This is a genomic window from Psychrobacter submarinus (assembly GCF_904846685.1).
In the GTDB taxonomy this organism is placed as follows: domain Bacteria; phylum Pseudomonadota; class Gammaproteobacteria; order Pseudomonadales; family Moraxellaceae; genus Psychrobacter; species Psychrobacter submarinus.
This window is the reverse complement of record NZ_CAJHBQ010000003.1, coordinates 108,636-126,687: the sequence shown is the minus strand read 5'-3', so window position 1 is coordinate 126,687 and position 18,052 is coordinate 108,636. Positions and strand designations below refer to the sequence as shown.

16 protein-coding genes and 1 pseudogene are annotated in these 18,052 nt (G+C 44.6%); 12 read left to right on the top strand and 5 right to left on the bottom strand.

The genetic code is table 11. The annotated features are described in order from the left end of the window. Position 1 precedes the first annotated feature (1 nt). Positions 2–2,029 (bottom strand): heme lyase CcmF/NrfE family subunit, encoded by a 2,028-nt coding sequence (locus tag JMY03_RS09850; RefSeq protein ID WP_227675589.1) that lies wholly within the window; start codon positions 2,027–2,029, stop codon positions 2–4. Positions 2,030–2,310: 281 nt separating this feature from the next. Beyond that, positions 2,311–3,645, bottom strand: a complete 1,335-nt coding sequence (locus tag JMY03_RS09845) for a membrane protein (protein WP_025647140.1) — start codon at positions 3,643–3,645, stop codon at positions 2,311–2,313. A gap of 940 nt (positions 3,646–4,585) precedes the next feature. Here JMY03_RS09845 and mrdA point away from each other — a divergent pair. The 10 genes from mrdA to JMY03_RS09795 all read left to right on the top strand — a co-directional run bounded on the left by mrdA (position 4,586) and on the right by JMY03_RS09795 (position 13,716). After that, positions 4,586–6,586, top strand: coding sequence for a penicillin-binding protein 2 (gene mrdA / locus JMY03_RS09840; RefSeq protein WP_201603475.1), 2,001 nt, complete (start codon positions 4,586–4,588; stop codon positions 6,584–6,586). Positions 6,587–6,612: 26 nt separating this feature from the next. Then, positions 6,613–7,344 carry a 16S rRNA (guanine(966)-N(2))-methyltransferase RsmD gene (rsmD, locus tag JMY03_RS09835; RefSeq protein WP_201603473.1) on the top strand — a complete coding sequence of 244 codons (732 nt, stop codon included), beginning with the start codon at positions 6,613–6,615 and terminating at the stop codon, positions 7,342–7,344. A gap of 254 nt (positions 7,345–7,598) precedes the next feature. Next, positions 7,599–8,027 carry a 50S ribosomal protein L13 gene (gene rplM, locus JMY03_RS09830; RefSeq protein WP_025647143.1) on the top strand — a complete coding sequence of 143 codons (429 nt, stop codon included), beginning with the start codon at positions 7,599–7,601 and terminating at the stop codon, positions 8,025–8,027. 10 nt (positions 8,028–8,037) lie between these two features. Beyond that, positions 8,038–8,424, top strand: coding sequence for a 30S ribosomal protein S9 (rpsI, locus tag JMY03_RS09825; RefSeq protein ID WP_025647144.1), 387 nt, complete (start codon positions 8,038–8,040; stop codon positions 8,422–8,424). Between the two features lie 270 nt (positions 8,425–8,694). Further along, positions 8,695–9,801, top strand: a complete 1,107-nt coding sequence (locus JMY03_RS09820) for an LpxL/LpxP family acyltransferase (RefSeq protein WP_201603471.1) — start codon at positions 8,695–8,697, stop codon at positions 9,799–9,801. 118 nt (positions 9,802–9,919) lie between these two features. Next, positions 9,920–10,990 carry a tryptophan--tRNA ligase gene (locus JMY03_RS09815; protein ID WP_201603470.1) on the top strand — a complete coding sequence of 357 codons (1,071 nt, stop codon included), beginning with the start codon at positions 9,920–9,922 and terminating at the stop codon, positions 10,988–10,990. 88 nt (positions 10,991–11,078) lie between these two features. Next, a complete protein-coding gene (locus JMY03_RS09810) occupies positions 11,079–11,873 on the top strand; it encodes a segregation and condensation protein A (RefSeq protein ID WP_227675606.1) in 795 nt (264 codons plus the stop codon). A 42-nt stretch (positions 11,874–11,915) separates the two neighbouring features. After that, entirely contained in the window at positions 11,916–12,494 is a 579-nt protein-coding gene (scpB, locus tag JMY03_RS09805) for an SMC-Scp complex subunit ScpB (RefSeq protein ID WP_201603468.1), read from the top strand. A 32-nt stretch (positions 12,495–12,526) separates the two neighbouring features. Continuing rightward, positions 12,527–12,838, top strand: coding sequence for a transposase (locus JMY03_RS09800; protein WP_201603467.1), 312 nt, complete (start codon positions 12,527–12,529; stop codon positions 12,836–12,838). After that, positions 12,784–13,716, top strand: coding sequence for an IS3 family transposase (locus JMY03_RS09795; protein ID WP_201603641.1), 933 nt, complete (start codon positions 12,784–12,786; stop codon positions 13,714–13,716). The genes JMY03_RS09800 and JMY03_RS09795 overlap by 55 nt, the downstream gene beginning before the upstream one ends. Before the next feature lie 7 nt (positions 13,717–13,723). Here the strand turns inward: JMY03_RS09795 and JMY03_RS09790 are convergent, their stop codons facing one another. The 3 genes from JMY03_RS09790 to JMY03_RS09780 all read right to left on the bottom strand — a co-directional run bounded on the left by JMY03_RS09790 (position 13,724) and on the right by JMY03_RS09780 (position 16,694). Then, complete coding sequence (locus JMY03_RS09790) at positions 13,724–14,323, bottom strand: sugar transferase (RefSeq protein ID WP_201603466.1); 600 nt, start codon at positions 14,321–14,323, stop codon at positions 13,724–13,726. 151 nt (positions 14,324–14,474) lie between these two features. Then, positions 14,475–15,629, bottom strand: coding sequence for a glycosyltransferase family 4 protein (locus tag JMY03_RS09785; protein WP_201603465.1), 1,155 nt, complete (start codon positions 15,627–15,629; stop codon positions 14,475–14,477). Between the two features lie 213 nt (positions 15,630–15,842). Further along, entirely contained in the window at positions 15,843–16,694 is an 852-nt protein-coding gene (locus tag JMY03_RS09780) for a hypothetical protein (protein WP_201603464.1), read from the bottom strand. Between the two features lie 80 nt (positions 16,695–16,774). On the opposite strand from JMY03_RS09780, the gene JMY03_RS13330 reads away from it, so the two are divergent. Next, a complete protein-coding gene (locus JMY03_RS13330; protein WP_265089637.1) occupies positions 16,775–17,032 on the top strand; it encodes a transposase in 258 nt (85 codons plus the stop codon). After that, positions 17,004–17,990, top strand: a pseudogene (locus JMY03_RS09775) (IS256 family transposase). The gene JMY03_RS13330 and the pseudogene JMY03_RS09775 overlap by 29 nt, the downstream one beginning before the upstream one ends. The last annotated feature ends 62 nt before the right edge of the window (positions 17,991–18,052 follow it).

Here is an 18,052-nt window from a genome sequence, read left to right as displayed (position 1 = left end):
CTTACTTCTCCTTCGCACTTGCTGCTAGCGTTGCCGTATCTACCGTACGCGCGGTGTCGGTACTACTGGTTTCTAATAAAGCACCTTTAGATTTTTTGATACGGTAGCGCTTATCGAGCATACTCAGCAGCCCGCCTAAAGCCATAATAATCGCGCCAAGCCAAATCCAGCGAATCAGCGGCTTAACATAGATACGTAACGCCCATTCGTTACTGCCCTCAGCGATAGGCTCGCCAAGCGCTACATAGACATCACGCATTAAGCTGGGATCAATCGCCGCCTCGGTGGTCGGCATGGTACTGATAATATACGTGCGCTTTTCTGGCGTCAGTGTCGCCACTGCTCGGCCGTCTTTGCTGACAGCCACTGTTGCTTGTGTGGCATCAAAGTTACTCGCTTTGATCTCTTGAAAGTCCACTAAATTAAAGTCGTAGCCTTGGACATTGACAGTATCACCTTCAGCCATCGCGACATCGCGCTCGATGCTCAGACTGGTCGTAAACGCCACCCCAATTACCGCTATCAGCACACCGATATGGGCGACTTGCTGTCCCCAATAGCTCAGCCGCAGCTGACGCAGACCTTTAAAGAGACTAGGTGCGTTTTTGGTTTTATCTCTAAAATCAATCACCATCCATAAAAGCACCCAAAAGCTCACTGCTAACGTCACACCGATATTGAGCATCGAGGACGGATGAGCAAAGTAGGCAATGATCGCTGCGAGCACTAAACTACTGACCGCGATGACCATCCCCACGCCTAATAAAGGCCGCTTGTCTTTTTTCCAGCGGATATTAGAGCCCATGCCCATCGCTATCAGCAGCAGCCAAGTTAACGGAACAAACAAAGCGTTAAAGTAAGGAGGGCCTACAGAGACTTGGCCTAAATTGAAAGCGTCAGCGATGATAGGATATAGCGTGCCTAAAAGCACTACTAAGGTTGAGATCAAGATAATGACGTTATTAATCACCAAAAACGATTCGCGCGATATCAGCTGATATTGGCTCTCAACCGTCAAGCGCCAACCGCGCAGCGCAAACATCAATAGGCCGCCACCGATGATGATGCCAAGAATAGCTAAGATAACCAGACCACGAGTGGGGTCAGCGGCAAACGAATGCACTGAGGTAAGGACTCCAGAGCGTACAAGGAAAGTACCCAAGAGACTTAAGGCAAAGGCGAAAATAGCCAGCATGATGGTCCATGCTTTAAACACCCCGCGCTTTTCAGTGACTGCTAATGAATGCAGCAATGCTAAGCCGACAAGCCAAGGCATAAACGAGGCATTCTCTACCGGATCCCAAAACCACCAGCCGCCCCAGCCAAGCTCGTAGTAAGCCCACCAAGAGCCAAGAGCGATACCAATCGTCAAAAAGCCCCAAGCTGCTAGCGCCCAAGGACGCGACCAACGCGTCCATACCGCATCGAGTCGCCCTTCCCATAATGCTGCCATACAAAACGCAAAAGGCACTACCATACCGACATAACCCATATAAAGCATAGGCGGATGGATAATCAGACCAAAGTCTTGTAGTACGGGATTGAGATCAGCGCCATCTACCGGCAGGTTAGGCAGAGTACGCTCGAACGGCGATGAGGTAAAGATCAGCATCGCCAGCATCATCAGCTGCACTGCTGCCAATATCACGAGTACCCGCGCGCGCATAGATAATGGCAGACCGCGGCTAAAGTAGGAAACTAAGGCGCACCAGCTGGCCATGATAGTCATCCACAGCAGCAGCGAGCCTTCATGCCCGCCCCATGTTGCGGATAGCTTATAGTACCAAGGCAGCAACGTATTGGAGTGCTGAGCCACATAGACCAAAGTGAAATCATTGTAATAAAAGCCTGCCATCAACGCGGCAAATGACACAATCATAGCGGCAAACTGCGCCCAAGCTAGACTTGGTGCCAAGCGCTGCCAAGCGACTTGATGACGCATAACGCCAATGGTCGGTAATACAACTTGCAATATTGCCAGCACAAAAGCGGCAAGCAAGGCAAAATAACCCAATTCTGTGATCAACATACCGTCTAACCTTGTTTACTTTAGCGCAAAACCTCAAAGCCAATAAGCGGCATAAGCCCGCTATATTTCACGGCTTATTTGTGAGTTTTGCTTGATACCATCGTCGTCTACTTTATTGTAGTGCGGGTAATAGGGTTTATTAATTTACAACGACTTAATCACTGCTCAATAGCTGCAGTGATTAATAAGTCCTTATATAGTTATATTGTCTTTTGAGTAGGGCGTTATTTATCGCAGCTTTTAGCCTACTTTGGATATCGAGGTATTTGGCTATAAAAAACCTAACCCACAGCGGGGAAAAATACTAATACTAAGTGTAGCCAACCGGCTAAAAACCCAGTCAAACCGCCAAGTACAATCAGCGTCAGCTCATCCTCTCGAAAGGCAGGTCGCAGCAAGTTTTGAAACTCACGCGGGGTTAAAGCGCGGATGCGGTCACGAAATAAACCAAAAATCTTGCTCGCGCGGCTCTCGTTCAGCTCAGGATCGCGTATTGGTACCATCGTAGCACTAATCGACTTATCGATGATAGTGTTTTTGAGCTTACCAAACTCGCGACGACCTAAGCTCATACGCAGCGACGTCCTAATGACAGGCGTCTCTAACAGCTCATAAAGGTGCGACTTCATCAATACACGCGTATCGTTTGCGCGCGTACCATACATCATCTCATTCATGATGTTCTCAAGTGTCACCAAGTCTTTGACCACAATCTCAGCAAATACCTCAGAGACCTCTTCTTGGCGCTTCATAAAACCGCCTTGAAAGCGAAACTGAGCAATATGCGGTAGCTGCGGCACTACAAACGGAAAGCGGCTACTGCGTCTAAAGAACTTTACATAAGGAATAAAGCGCGGCTCTACAGGATTAAACACCATCCAAATAGCAATCCAATTGGTCAAAAGCCCCCAAATAGCAGCAAAAAACGGTACTGTCCAATGCTGCGGTACAAACAAGAAGATAAACATCTGAATCAGGCCGAATACTAAGCCAATGAGCGCGCTGATATGCCAAATGAAATTAATCTCTTTTTGCCCAACCCGTAAGAACATATTGACCATCAAGCGCCGATCGTTCTCCATCGTGTTGACGATCATCTGGCGCATATCTACTAATTCTTCGACGTTATTGGTCAAATCTAGTACCAAAGCTTGCATAATCTCTGGCAAGGCTTTGTGCGCTTGATTATAAATACGGCGTTTGATGGCATAAGGCAAATTGCCCCACAACGTCTCTGAGCGCTCAAGCATAATCTCATCGATGAGCGCCTCGAGGTTTTCATCGACCTTTTCGGTGATAAAAACGGCCATCTGTTCAGGCTCCATCGCTTTAAAAAACTCATCTAATGAGCCAAGCTTTGAGAGCGTCTGATCAACGATAACCCCAGATATCTTACCCGCTTTACGCGGTACAATACCTTGCCACCCTATCCCTGGTAAACCAAAGAAGGGAAAGTTAGGAATGCGAATACCCCAAAACTTGATGGGATAAAATAGCATTTTTAATGCCATCCATACGTGTGCCCAAGTGACAAATGCAGTCACCGGCGGAATAGTCAGCATAGCAAGGAATTCTGGATGCTCAGCGATTGTCTGCCATATCGAGGTTACGTCCATGACTTTGCACGTCCCTTATATAAAGGTTATTGTCAGCCTATTGATTTTATACGGTTACGTTTTTACTGATTCGTTTTTACTGATAATTTTTTATTAGGCTTAATGATAAGCCGTCTTACTGCATTGATACCGTTTTGATACCGGACATAAAGCCGCCTGATTTTAACATACTTGCTATTTTTTAGCACCCATATAGGTTATGGAAGTTATGACCGTAGGCGACACTTTTAGTGAAGCTCCGTTGGCTCTACTCATCTAAAATAGTGTTGTTAAGTAAGCGTCTAAGAGTAAGGCTAATAGCAAGATTGTGGGACTTTTACATCAGTCATTATTCAGCGTCACTGTGCATAATTTTTATTAACCAATACTCATTAACATATCCTCATTAATGGACACTTATTAGGGCGTGTTGAACATTCGACCGTGGCACTGACAGAGACTATTTTTTAGGCGATTTGCAGATAAAAATGGTAAGTTTAGTTGTTCTAAGCGTCTATTTTTATCAATAAAGCGGCAAAAAATAGTCCTGTCCCTGTTGTTGTCGTGAGGGCTGATGCTAAAATCGCCCTAGTCGTTGCGACTGTTTAAATAAAATCAGCTATCCAATGCAATAAGCATTACCTGCAATTTTAACGACCACTAGAACACAGCTTTGATTAACTAGTAGCGATCAGCAGTGCGCATTTGTGAATGTTCAACACGCCCTAGTGAACTTATAGCCTGCTACAGTTATATCCTTTTATATTTAGTGAGTAGTCTCTGTTATAATCTGCGCCTTGCAGCTTGGCTGACATTATAACCTAGCGCAAAAAATCGCTATGTGATTGAAATTATTATTGTTATTTTTGTCAACATCCTATATATTTGCTGCACTCTTTATTGCTTAGTTATTGCTCAGCGCTATATGTGTCGCCCCTCTCGTTTTAGGTCCCGATCTGCTATGAATAAACCACTCACTCCAAATACTGAACAGATCAATCGCATGTTTATGCGGCGGATTATTATCCTTGGAGTGCTGATTTTTTTGGGTTTGAGCGGTTTAATAGTGCGTTATGGTTTTTTGCAGGTGTACGCTCACGATCGTTATAGTACGCAGGCGGACAATAACCGTATCAAACTGATATCTGCGCCGCCGAGTCGCGGTTATATCTACGATCGTAACGGTATCTTGCTTGCGGATAATCAGCCGGTATTCACTGCCATGATTAACCCAGATATTGTCGAAGATCCTGAACGCGTGCTTGCACTACTTGCGCCTATTTTTGATTTGAGCGATAAAGATATTACCGATATTTTGTCTCGTCTGTCTCGCAGTAAGCGCGATCCTGTCACCGTCAAAATCGACTTAACAGAGACTCAATTGGCGCAGTTTAGCGAGCGTAAGCCTTTTTTTCAGGGGGTGACTATTCAAAGTAAGCTCACCCGCTCCTACCCTTACGATGAGCTGTTTGCCCATGTGATCGGTTATGTTGGCCGGATTAATGATAAAGAAACCAAACGCATCGATAAGGATCGTTACGCAGGTACAGACTTGATTGGCAAAATCGGTATCGAGGATTATTACGAAGATATCTTGCTCGGCGAGCCAGGCTATCAGTCGGTGGAGACTGACGCTCATGGTAATATCATTCGCCAATTAGAAACCAAGCCGCCCATCGCAGGCAATGACATTACTTTGAGCTTAGATTATGGCCTACAAAAAATAGCGCAAGAGCAGCTAGATGGTAGACGCGGCGCTATCGTCGCTATCGACCCGCAAAATGGCGATGTACTCGCCTTTGTCAGTAACCCAAGCTACGATCCCAATCCGTTTATCTCTGGTATCTCATTCAAAGACTATGGCGCCCTGCGCGACGATATCGATCAGCCGCTATATAACCGTGCCTTGCAAGGAATGTATCCACCAGCATCTACGATTAAGCCTTTTGCAGGTTTAGGCGGCATTCATTACGGTCTACGCGACTGGGAAACCACTATCTATGACCCTGGTTACTTCAGCTTGCCTGGGGACTCGCACCGTTTTCGCGATTGGAAACGTGGCGGTCACGGTACCGTCGATCTCAAAAAATCGATCATGATGTCGGTCGATACTTATTATTATAAGCTTGCTTATGAGATGGGTATTCAGCGCCTACATGATTGGATGGTTAGATTTGGCTTTGGAGAGCGTACCGGCATCGATTTGCCAAATGAAAAATCTGGCATCATGCCTTCGCCCGAATGGAAAAAAGATCGCTATGATAAAGACTGGCTGCCGGGCGAGACGATATCGGTTAGTATCGGTCAGGGTTATTTTTTAGCCACCCCGCTCCAAGTCGCTAACGCCACTGCGATGACGGCTAATAAAGGCAATCATATCACCCCACATCTACTAAAAAGCAGTGAAGGCGCGGCCCCCGTTAAGGTCATTAGCAAGCCTGATGGCAAAATCGACTATAATGGAAAGCCATCCGACTGGCTGCGTATGCACGATGCTATGGAAGATACCGTAAAGCGTGGAACCGCGCGCCGTATATATACCAAAGACTATCGTATCGCTGGTAAAACCGGTACCGCACAGGTAAAGTCTATCGCGCAGGGTAAAAGCTATGACAAATCGGCTCTGGATAAACGGCACTGGGATCATGCTTGGTTTACCGGTTTTGCGCCAGTTGAGAACCCAAGTATTGCGCTAGCAGTATTGGTCGAAAACGGCGGCGGCGGTAGTACAGTAGCCGCCCCTATCGGACGAGAACTCTTTGACTATTGGGTCGTGCAGCGTGATAAAGACCCTATTATGCCGCCAACTCCAGATCAACTAAAGATAATCAAGCGTCACAAAGCGTTAGAAAAGGCGCGCCTTGACGCTATCCGTGAAGCAGAAGCCAAAGCCGCCGCCGAAGCTGAGGCCGCAGCTTTAGAAGAAGAAGCGCTATCGACTGCCGCGACCTCTACTCCCTAAAACTATTAATATTTAACCGTTTTATTATGAAAAAGCCCTCAGCAATACGCCGCTCGCAAGCCCAAAAAGTAAAAACCCAAAGAACTAAAGCTTCAAAACCAAAGGGCGGTAAAGCAAAAGATAGTACATCAAGATCGCAACAAGCGGCCGGCCATGTCCGCATCATCGGTGGTCAGTTTAAGCGGCGTAACATCACCTTTATCGATGGTGAGGGCCTGCGTCCGACGCCAGATCGTCTGCGTGAAACGCTATTTAATTGGCTACTCGCTGACATTCATGGCGCCCGCGTATTAGATAGCTGTGCAGGTAGCGGCGTCTTAGGCTTTGAAGCTTTGTCTCGCGGCGCTACGCATTGCACTTTTATTGAAGCCAACCCAGCACAAGCAAAACTGCTAGCACAAAGCGCTGAACAGCTGCGTTTAGAGGCGGATAGCTTTATTATAAAGTCTGGTAAAGCTGAGCTATTATTGCAGCAAGACCAGGATATTAACCAGCCGTTTGATATTGTCTTTATCGATCCGCCATACGCAGACGATCTGTGGCAGCCTATCTTGAAAACGCTTATAGAGCAAGACTTACTCACTCCGAGCACGCTCATCTATTTAGAAGCTGATAAAGACTTAACGACTCAATTGGCGCAATTGGCCGAAACCCTCAATGAGAATAATAATTTGCAGCCAATCACTGGCTTTGAGTGTCTAAAACAAAACAAAGTAGGACAAGTTGTCGCTGGACTTTATCAGCTGTCAACGTCATAATTATCTCACTGCTTTTTACGATTAGACTTAACACCTCATCATCAAATAATGATAAGGTATCGAGTGCTTTATCGCTTAAAAGCACAAAACCCGTAAAAAACCTGCTGAATACGACTGTTTAATGTAATGCAGGAGAAAATAAACCCCATTGGCGCTTGCAAGCCGGAGCGCTACTGCTTATAATGTGCAGTCTGTTTTTTGAGAGCCCCGTTCCCAGCTAAACTCTCAACGAATTCTAAATTTAAGGTTTTATCATGAAAACACTTAGTGCAAAACCAGCTGAAGTGACCCATGACTGGTATGTTGTCGATGCTGACGGCAAAACCCTTGGTCGCTTAGCCACGCAAATCGCTACTCGCTTACGTGGCAAGCACAAAACGTCTTATACCCCGCATGTTGACACTGGTGACTTCATTGTCGTCATCAATGCAGATAAAGTCGCGGTAACGGGCAAAAAAGCACAAGATAAAAAGTACTATCGCCACAGTGGTTACCCAGGTGGTATTAAAGAAACCAACTTCAACAAGCTGATTGCACATAAGCCTGAAGATGTTCTACACAAAGCAGTTAAGGGTATGCTTCCTAAAGGCCCTCTTGGCTATGCGATGATCAAGAAGCTGAAACTATATGCGGGTACAGAGCATCCACATGAAGCTCAGCAACCTAAAGAACTAGACATCTAAGGATAATTTTATGGAACGCAATTACGGAACTGGTCGCCGCAAGACGTCTACCGCTCGTGTCTTTTTAGCGAAAGGTACTGGTAGCATCAATGTCAACGGTAAGCCACTTGATGAATACTTCAGCCGTGAAACTTCACGTATGGTTGTTCGTCAGCCATTAGAGCTACTTGAATCACCTAATGATTACGACCTTTACATCACTGTAAAAGGTGGCGGTATCAGTGGTCAAGCAGGCGCGATTCGCCACGGTATCACTCGTGCCCTAATCGAGCTTGACGAAACTAATAAGCCTGCCCTAAAAGCAGCTGGTTTTGTGACTCGTGATTCACGTCAAGTTGAACGTAAGAAAGTTGGTCTACGTAAAGCACGTAAGCGCCCACAATTCTCAAAACGTTAATCGAAGCTATGGCTTATTGGCTCGCTACTCTATTTCTCGTCAGATATTGGTAAGAGTAGCTGCTCATCTAAGCTTAGTTTTGCAAAACCTTATAAGTGGCTCGCTGCTTATAAGGTTTTTTTATGCCTGACGATTTATACATTGTAATCAACGATGTAAATAAATTATTGGGCTCAAACACAGGCTCATACTTGCTACAAGCAAAACTCATCTTGTAAAGCAAGCTTATCTACCCCATCATAGTAGCACCTTTTATTATAGTACCTTCTTATGAAAGCGCCCGAACAATACGATCCTAGCAAAGCCGATAACCAAACCTCTACCGCACCAAATAGCGTCTCTAATAAGCAAGCAAAATCACCTGCTCTGCCGGCAGGTACGCCTATGATTACTGAGACGCAAAAGAAAACTGCCCAAGCCGAGAAAAGGCCTTTTGAATGGCAGTTTTTATTGCCGAAGTACTGGGGTATTTGGCTAGTATTAGCGCTAGTATTGCCGCTGATTTATTTGCCACTACGTTATCAGTTTTGGCTCGGTCGTAAGCTCGGTATTTTGATTTACAAACTAGCAGGTTCGCGGCGTCGTGACACGCTGATTAATTTAGGTCTGGCTTTTCCAGAGAAGCCGGAAGCGGAGCGTGAGCTGATGGCAAAGCAAGTCTTTGTCAATCAAGGCGTTGGAGTGTTTGAAACCTTGTGTGCTTGGTTCCGTCCTAATGTATTTACCCGTACGGTATCGATATCGGGTTTGCAGCACTTAGTCAACGCCCAAAATGAAGGGCGTGCGGTAATTTTACTGGGCGCGCACTATACGATGCTCGATTTGGGCGGACTACTCTGTACGCAGTTTTTTGCCGCCGATTGTATGTACCGCGCGCAAAATAACGCGCTGCTTGATTGGTTTATCTACAATGGTCGCACCAATATCTTTGGCAAGCAGATATCTAGTCGTGATATGCGCAGTTTAGTTGATTCTATTAATAAGGGCCATGTGATTTGGTACTCCCCTGATCAAGACTATGGCCTCAAGCAAGGGGTTATGGCGCCCTTTTTTGGTGTACCTGCGGCGACCATTACGATGGCACGGCGTTTGGCTAAGCTAGGTAGTAAAACCCATCCGCCAGCAGTAATGGCGCTGCATACTTATCGGCAGACCCCAGATAATCTGCCGCGTGGTAAGCGCCCACATTATCATCTAACAATCACACCAAAGCTTGAGAACTATCCGAGTAAAGATGAAGTCGCTGATGCCACGCGAGTCAATGAAATACTAGAGAGCCTCATTCGTATTGATCCCACTCAGTGGATGTGGTTTCATCGGCGCTATAAGCATGGTCCTAACGGCCGCCGCGATATTTATAAACAAGAGGCTAAATAAACTACTCTTCAGTTATTCGAGCATAAAAATCGCCGATAAATTTGTTATACTCTGCGGTTATGATTTAACACCTAAACGCCTATACACCATAATTTAAAAACACTGTAATGGATATTTTATGAGCGATAACTCTAATTCAGACGCTTCAAAACAAAGCAAACGCATCCTTACCGGTATAAAACCCACCGGTATTCCCCACTTAGGTAACTATGTTGGTGCCATTCGTCCTGCGATTGAGTCCATTCAGAATAGTGACGATGAAGCGTTTTTTTTCTTAGCCGATTATCACGGTATTATTGGTTGTTATGATCCTGCTATCATTCATGAGTCAACTAAAACCATCGCCGCCACTTGGATCGCTTGCGGTCTTGATCCTGAGCGCGTAACCTTTTATCGTCAATCCGATGTGCCAGAGATTACCGAGCTGGCTTGGATCTTAAACTGCTCTTGCGCTAAGGGTCTGATGAACCGCGCGCATGCTTATAAAGCTGCAGTCGATATCAACCTAGAAAAAGATGATGTCGACGCCGACCAAGGTATTAACATGGGTCTATTTGGCTATCCGGTGCTGATGGCGGCTGATATCTTGATGTTCAATGCCACTCACGTTCCTGTAGGCCGTGACCAGATCCAACATATTGAGATGGCGCGCGATATCGCTGGTACTTTCAATCATAGATATAAGCCACTATTCACCTTACCAAGCGCAGTAGTCGATGATGACATTCCATTACTGACAGGCCTTGACGGCCGTAAAATGAGCAAGAGCTACAGTAATACTATTCCGCTGTTTGGCGAAACCAATCCGCAAGTGAGTTCAGAGAAGCAAATGCATAAAGCCATTATGAAGATTGTGACTAACTCACAGCTGCCTGATGAGCCAAAAGACGCGGATGATTCGGCTATCTTTGAGATATACAAAGCCTTTGCTACTCCTGCTGAGATCGCTGATATGCGCGCGCAATTTGCGACAGGTATTGGCTGGGGCGATGCCAAACAAGCGCTTTTTGATAAGATTAATAACGAGATTGCCCCGTTCCGCGCGCGTTATGAAGAGCTGATGGCTAATCCAAAAGAATTAGAAGAGATCTTGCAAATGGGTGCAGATAAAGCTCGCCGTCACAGCCGTAAACAGCTTGATAAAACGCGCCGCGCCATCGGTATTCGCCCGCTAGCGAAACTCAAATAATCCGTTAGCTAGTCAGATTAAGATGCCTTCAACGATTAGCATAGCGCCTGATGCTGCCTCTGATTTAGCCGACCAGGCGTCAACTGATATGCTTGATGCCGCTCTGCGCATTTATCAAACGCCAGTAGCGAACCTGCCCGAGGACTTATATGTACCGCCGGGGGCTTTTGCAATTTGGCTTGAACAGTTCGCAGGGCCGTTAGATTTTTTGTTGTATCTCGTCAAAAAAAACAACGTCGATCTAACCCAGATGGATATTTTGCCGATCACTGAGCAGTATTTGGCTTATATCAGCGAGCTTGATAGTGATCATTTTGAGCTCGCTGGTGATTATCTACTGATGGCCTCAACTTTAATTGCCATCAAGACAGAGCTGCTGCTACCAAAACCGCAAACCCCAACTGATGAACGTGACCCAAAAGCGGAGCTGATTGAACGCCTAGAAGCTTACGCGCAAATTAAAGAAGCAAGCAGGCGTTTAGATAGCTTAGTTCGTCTTGAGCGCGATGTGTTCTTAGCTATGGTCAGTCTACCTAGCACGGATGTCATGCAAGCTGAGCTACCTTGCTACTCACCTACTCTACTGGTCGATAGCTTATTTAAGATGCAACTGCAGCCTGATTATCAAATGCATAACATCAAAGTCGACGCGGTGCCCCTATCTGATCGAATCGCTAGCATTAGTCGGCAGTTAAGTACTGGTAGTGCTCGCTCCTTTTATCAACTCTTAGATAAGTCGCAAGGCAGAGTCGGCGCAGTAGTGAGCTTTGTAGCGGTGTTAGAGCTCATGAAAAGACAGTTAGTAGGCGTAGTTAGTAGCGATGTAGAAGCTGATAGAGAGACTAGCCAGATAAACTCGTTAACTCTGCAATGGTTGCTGTAGTGTTCGCCGTTGGCGTTTAATTCATTCGTAAATAGAACAGACATGATAAATAATAACGATATCGCTAATACTAAAGAGCATAGCCTACAAATAGAGGTGCTACTGCACGCCTCAGATGCACCGCTGACTGATAAGGCTCTACGCAAGCATCTGTCTGTGTCTGCCAAGGAATTAGAGCAAGCATTAGCGGAATTACAACAGCGCTTAGCTGCTAGTGTGTTAAGACTTCATAAAACCGCTAGCGGCTACCGTTTGCAAATCGCTGATGACTATAGCGCGCTCATTCAGCGTGTGTTTCCACAGCGGCAACAGCGTCTTAGTCAGGCGCTACTTGAGACGCTAAGCGTCATTGCCTATAAGCAGCCGGTCACTCGTAGCGACATTGAGTATGTGCGCGGCGTGACGTTATCTAGTAGCCTGTTAAGACAGCTGTTTGATAAAGGTTGGATTATGGAAGAGGGCTATAAAGACACTTTAGGACGTCCAGCGCTACTGCATACTACCCCGCAGTTTCTGGACGCTTTTGGATTGACAGCTTTGGACGAGCTGCCACCGATGCCGGATTTGTCCGCAATAAACGACGCGGTTTGTAGTGGCATAATTAAATTGGACAACTGCTAAGAGGCTATACTAACCCAAAGAAGGAAAATAGTATGACCAACAAACGCAACCAATATACCCGAGAATTTAAATTAGAAGCGATTAGCTTAGTCACTGATCACAACCGCACCATACCTGATGTGGCAAGCTCACTGGGTATTGGCAAATCTACCCTGCAGAAATGGCTGAGTCAGTACCGTCAAGAAATGAGTGGCCAAGCGCCTAAAGTCGGCAACGCTTTAACGGATGAACAGCGCGAGATTCAAGAATTGCGTAAGCAGGTTAAGCGGCTGACTATGGAGCGCGACATATTAAAAAAGGCTTCTGCTCTGCTGGCCTTGGACAGCCTGAACGGCTATCGCTGATAAGCAAGCTTGCAGAGCAAGACAAACAGGCCAGTAAAAGCCTTTTATGCAAGTTGTTTGGGGTATTGAGGAGCAGTTACTACTATGGACTAAAGCCCAAGCCCATCAGCCTTGAAGCCGTCAAAACTAAAGCATTAGTCCGCCAAATATTTAACGACTCAAAGCGCTCAGCAGGCGCTCGCAGCATTGCCGCTATACTAATGAATGAACACGGCATCAAGCTGACCCGTTATATGGTAGGTAAACTTATGAGCAGCATGGGGCTTAAAAGCTGTCAGTTAAAGACGCATAAATACAAGCACTGTGATGAAGAACACAAAGCTCATGACAACATACTGAACCGTAACTTTAGCCCCACATCGCCCAATCATGTCTGGACAGGTGATGTCACTTATGTTCGCATTAAAGGCGGCTGGTGCTACCTAGCTATCGTTTTAGATTTATATGCTCGTCGTATTGTTGGCTTTGCTGTATCAGATTCGCCTGACAGTATGCTGACAACCAAAGCGCTGCAGATGGCGTATCAGTCGCGCTTAAAGCCAAATGGGGTGTTGTTTCACTCTGATCAAGGCACCCATTACACTAGCAAGAAGTTTGCTGAATCCGTGGCAAGTTGTAATGGCATGAAGCAGAGCATGAGCCGAAAAGGTAACTGTTGGGACAACGCGCCAACTGAAAGGTTCTTCAGGAGCTTTAAAACAGAATGGATGCCAAAGGGCGGTTATGAGAATATTGCTGAAGCTCGGACTGCCATTATTGATTATATTTGGGGCTATTATCAGTCAGTGAGACCACACCGTTTTAATGACTATTTAACACCGCTAGAAAAAGAGAAACGCTACTTTAACAAAAACCTCTTATCAGGTGTCCTAAATTAGTTGACCACTACAGTTTGACATTACCCTTGAACCGGCTCATAGTCGCCTCTCCTTCTGCACATATACCGTGCATGCCAATCACCATCTTCACCGTCTTAATTAATATAATGAGATCCAACCACAGCGTTCGGTTATCCACGTACCAAGTATCAAGCTCGAAGCGCTTTTGCCAACTGATGCTATTGCGGCCGTTCACTTGCGCGTAACCTGTTAAGCCTGGAAGGACTAAGTGCCGGCGAAACTGTTCTGGGCTATATAGAGGCATATATTCCATAAGCTGAGGGCGCGGACCTACTATACTCATCTCACCTCTAAGCACATTCCATAGCTGCGGCAGCTCATCAAGACTAGTTGCTCGAAGCTTCTTACCAAAGTCAGTTAACCGATACTCATCAGCTAATAGCTTGCCTTGGGCATCTCTTTCATCACTCATCGTGCGAAACTTATAAATTTTAAAGGGTTTACCATTGAGGCCGGACCGAGTTTGACGAAATATAACCGGCGATCCAAAATTTCTCTTAACCTTGTATGCTACCAACAGATACACAGGTAACAGTAAAATTAAGACCGTGAGCGCAAGACTGAAATCGAGGGTTCTTTTAAACATATTATGACCTCACCAGTTTTTGACATCTCCTAAAGCCGTTATACCTCTTTTTTAATCAGCTATATCAGGACATGTAAGTATAAATTTAACGGGCAATTAGATTGGATTATTCTTCAAGCGATGACTCATAATTTCGCTATATAATGAACATCTAACCTAAGCCCATCTCCGCTATCATCTGAGTGTTTACTTTTTTGACGTCATACATATCTACCGCAATGTTTCTAGAAGCCAATCCCATTTGCTCACATAGATTAGGATGTTCTATAAACTGGCGCATAGCATCGGTTAATTCATTAATCGCTTGCACAGGAACTAAATAACCATTTTTACCGGAGACCACTGTTTCTCTACAGCCAGGCGCATCGGTAGTAATAATTGCTCGTCCCATAGACATGGCTTCTAACACCGAGCGTGAAGTGCCCTCGCGATAAGATGGCAATACATAGACCGAGCTTGCTGCTATAGCAGGACGGACATCTTTAAGCTCGCCCCAATAGATGATGTCGCCTTCTGCTATCCATTGATCTAATTGTGCTTTTTCAATGGCTGCTGGGTTTTCATCCATCGAACCTACTAGATGAAACTCAGCATCTGGATATTCTTTTTTTATCTGCTTAGCGGCCTCAACGTATTCCACTATGCCTTTATCTTTAAGCAGTCTTGCAATTAATAAGAAAGACAGCTTAACGTTACCTGACTCATCTTTAGGTAAGGGCATTACCTTAAAGTCAGATAGATCAACTCCTGAGCCATTCACCACTACTGTTGGAATAATTGGCTTAAATACATTTAGTTTTTTTAGTAGGTTTAAGTCATCGCTATTCTGAAAAAATATTTTTGAAGATCTTGCTAATGCTTGTTGGTACAGCATATGGACACACGTCTGAAATACGCTGCGCTTATTGGTCTCTTCTACTTGCTGAAAGGTATACCCTAAGCCTGAGAACAACACAAAACGATAAGAAACTCTAGCAAGCCATGCGGCTAGCGTTCCATATACCATAGGTTTAACTGTATAAGAGAGTACATATTCTGGTTTAACTCTAGTCAATATCTGATAAATATGAATAAAAGTCTTTATATCTTTAACTGGATTAGTTCCGGTGCGTTGCATATTAATTTGATGAACATGATAGCCACGACTTATAAAATCACTATGGTCTGTGGCATATTTCTTCAAAACAGGAGCGACGATATGTATCTCATACCCTAATTGAGCAATAGACTCTAAAAGTTTCCCCCTAAAATTAAACACATTGTGCAAACAGTTAGAGAATATTAAGAACTTTTTGATAGTAGTCATAATGTCTTCAACTTAGTTTCGAGTCATATTAAAATGAGTTTCGTGAATGTCATTATTAAAACAATAAGATGAACGCATCTCAGCATTTATATTTATAAATTCATATATTCGAATATATAAATATAATATAGGCGATATTTTTAGGGATTATCAATAGATAAAGACATAAATAATATTTCAATTTATGTCTTAAGAAGTGGTAGTTAGAAGCTTTTAAGAGTCAGGGCTTTGTTCAGCAGGGGTTTTACTTTGGAATAAAGTACTGATTTCACAGTCAGCGCAGACAAATAAAACATATATCACAACAAAAGGATATCTATAGCGGACGGCTGTACCATAGTTGAACACCACCAAACCATATACCGACATAGATAACACTAAAAACAGTAACCAAAATGCCAGTTTATCAGGCCTTTTGAACAAAGCTTGCTTTGTGATTAAATATAAAATGAACAAGATAAATAAGTTTTCAATAGACTGGATGAGAGGTAGAAGACCGCGCGCCTCCCAGATAAAGGGTTTAAACAATAAGTATAAGCCTGAGGTAAAGCCTTCAACGACGAACTCTCCTGCTCCAGATATGAGACTGATCTCTTCGGCCCTGCCGCCATCTTCTACGTACATAGCGACCCTAAACTTATTGACCAAAGGTATAGCTAGAGGAGCTGAGAGCAGCAAAGCGGCGAAAGTAATCGCTCCAATGATTGATGCTTTCGCCAGTCCCATGCCCTTTTTTGCAACGTTAAAAACAAAGTACATTAAAACTATAGGTCCCAAAATATAGAAGTTTTGAAACTTAATTAAATAAACTGGCACGGTACAAAGTGCACTTTTAAAAATCTTAGACTCACGAGCAAACACAATGGCTAAAACCATAAAGAAAAATATTGGTGTTTCTCGTAAGCTCAAAGCAGTATACAAAGCAACACTAGGGAACAGCAGATAGAACCATATAGAGACCTTGGTAAAGATATTCTTGACATACAAAACAAAGAATAAAACGATATAAAGAAAAGTGTTGTAAAATCCTAAACTAATAGCAGAAACAGGCGTAGGAAATGGCATAAGGGCGAAAAACGCACTCGCCTGGAGAGTTTCCCAAACTTTGTGTAACTGCTTATAATCCACTAACAGGAGAATAAGCAATGACTAACCAATCTGACATCAAGAAACTGGCTGAGCAAATGGCCAGCAGCATGAAAAGCTTCGATGACATCAAAGACTTTCAAAAGCAGCTCATGCAATCCTTTATCGATACTGCCTTAGAAGCAGAAATGGAAGAGCATCTCTCGGCTACCCCAAGCATGAAAAAGCAGACAAGCCTAATAAGCGCAATGGACACACTAAAAACCGTCCGTAGCGACACAGGCGATCTTGAGATCTCTAATCCCAAGAGACCGTGATAGCAGCTTTGAGCCTGTACTTGTTAGTAAGCATCAAACCCGTATCTCAGGTCTTGATGATAAAATCATATTCCTTTACGCCAAGGGCCAAACCACTACCGAGATTGTAGAGAGCATCAAAGAGCTCTACGATGTCGATATCTCCAGTAGCTTAGTTTCAAGAGTCACCGATAATATCTTAGACGACATCACCGCTTGGCAGAACAGACCGCTGAGTAGTGTTTATCCTATCGTCTATTTGGACTGCATTGTCGTCAAAGTACGTCAAGACAAGCAGATCATCAACAAAGCCATTTACCTAGCTCTAGGCGTCAATCTTAGTGGTAAAAAGAGCTGCTTGGTATGTGGCTCTCAGAGAATGAAGGCGCTAAGTTCTGGCTAGGTGTTCTTACCGAGGCTTCAAAACCGTGGCGTACAAGACATCTTAATCGCTTGTGTTGACGGTCTAAAGGGCTTCCCTGATGCCATCAATACCGTCTATCCAAAGGCACAGGTTCAGCTGTGTATCGTACACATGGTGCGCTATTCAATGAAGTTTGTGCCGTGGACGGATAAAAAGGCAATAGCGGCTGATTTAAAAGCCATCTACGGCGCTGATACGCTTGAGATAGCAGAGGCCAATCTTGAACACTTTGATGAGGTGTGGGGCGATAAGTACCCACATGTCATCAAGTCTTGGCGTAATAACTGGGAGGGCTTAACGGTGTTCTTTGAGTATCCGAAAGACATCAGAAAAGCCATCTATACCACCAATGCTATTGAGTCTTTAAACAGCGTGATTCGGACAGCGGTGAATAAACGTAAGGTGTTTCCCTCTGATCAGGCAGCATTCAAGGTAGTATATCTGGCAACCCAGCAGGCCTCTAAAAAGTGGTCGATGCCCATCCGTAACTGGACGTCTGCTTTAAATCGCTTTATGATTATGTTTGATGACCGTATCAGCAAGCATTTAATCTAAACGGCAGTTACACAGAATTCGGGATGGTCTCCTCGCCTGCAATACGTTTTCACCACTTGTTA

Bases quoted from the DNA above. Each gene is read 5' to 3' on its own strand.
- JMY03_RS09815 (WP_201603470.1), top strand. From the start codon at position 9,920: ATGAGCGATAACTCTAATTCAGACGCTTCAAAACAAAGCAAACGCATC.
- rsmD (WP_201603473.1), top strand. From the start codon at position 6,613: ATGAAAAAGCCCTCAGCAATACGCCGCTCGCAAGCCCAAAAAGTAAAA.
- JMY03_RS09800 (WP_201603467.1), top strand. From the start codon at position 12,527: ATGACCAACAAACGCAACCAATATACCCGAGAATTTAAATTAGAAGCG.
- JMY03_RS09820 (WP_201603471.1), top strand. From the start codon at position 8,695: ATGAAAGCGCCCGAACAATACGATCCTAGCAAAGCCGATAACCAAACC.
- JMY03_RS09780 (WP_201603464.1), bottom strand. From the start codon at position 16,694: ATGCCATTTCCTACGCCTGTTTCTGCTATTAGTTTAGGATTTTACAAC.
- rplM (WP_025647143.1), top strand. From the start codon at position 7,599: ATGAAAACACTTAGTGCAAAACCAGCTGAAGTGACCCATGACTGGTAT.
- JMY03_RS09850 (WP_227675589.1), bottom strand. From the start codon at position 2,029: ATGTTGATCACAGAATTGGGTTATTTTGCCTTGCTTGCCGCTTTTGTG.
- JMY03_RS09810 (WP_227675606.1), top strand. From the start codon at position 11,079: ATGCTTGATGCCGCTCTGCGCATTTATCAAACGCCAGTAGCGAACCTG.
- mrdA (WP_201603475.1), top strand. From the start codon at position 4,586: ATGAATAAACCACTCACTCCAAATACTGAACAGATCAATCGCATGTTT.
- rpsI (WP_025647144.1), top strand. From the start codon at position 8,038: ATGGAACGCAATTACGGAACTGGTCGCCGCAAGACGTCTACCGCTCGT.
- JMY03_RS13330 (WP_265089637.1), top strand. From the start codon at position 16,775: ATGACTAACCAATCTGACATCAAGAAACTGGCTGAGCAAATGGCCAGC.
- JMY03_RS09785 (WP_201603465.1), bottom strand. From the start codon at position 15,629: ATGACTACTATCAAAAAGTTCTTAATATTCTCTAACTGTTTGCACAAT.
- scpB (WP_201603468.1), top strand. From the start codon at position 11,916: ATGATAAATAATAACGATATCGCTAATACTAAAGAGCATAGCCTACAA.
- JMY03_RS09790 (WP_201603466.1), bottom strand. From the start codon at position 14,323: ATGTTTAAAAGAACCCTCGATTTCAGTCTTGCGCTCACGGTCTTAATT.
- JMY03_RS09845 (WP_025647140.1), bottom strand. From the start codon at position 3,645: ATGGACGTAACCTCGATATGGCAGACAATCGCTGAGCATCCAGAATTC.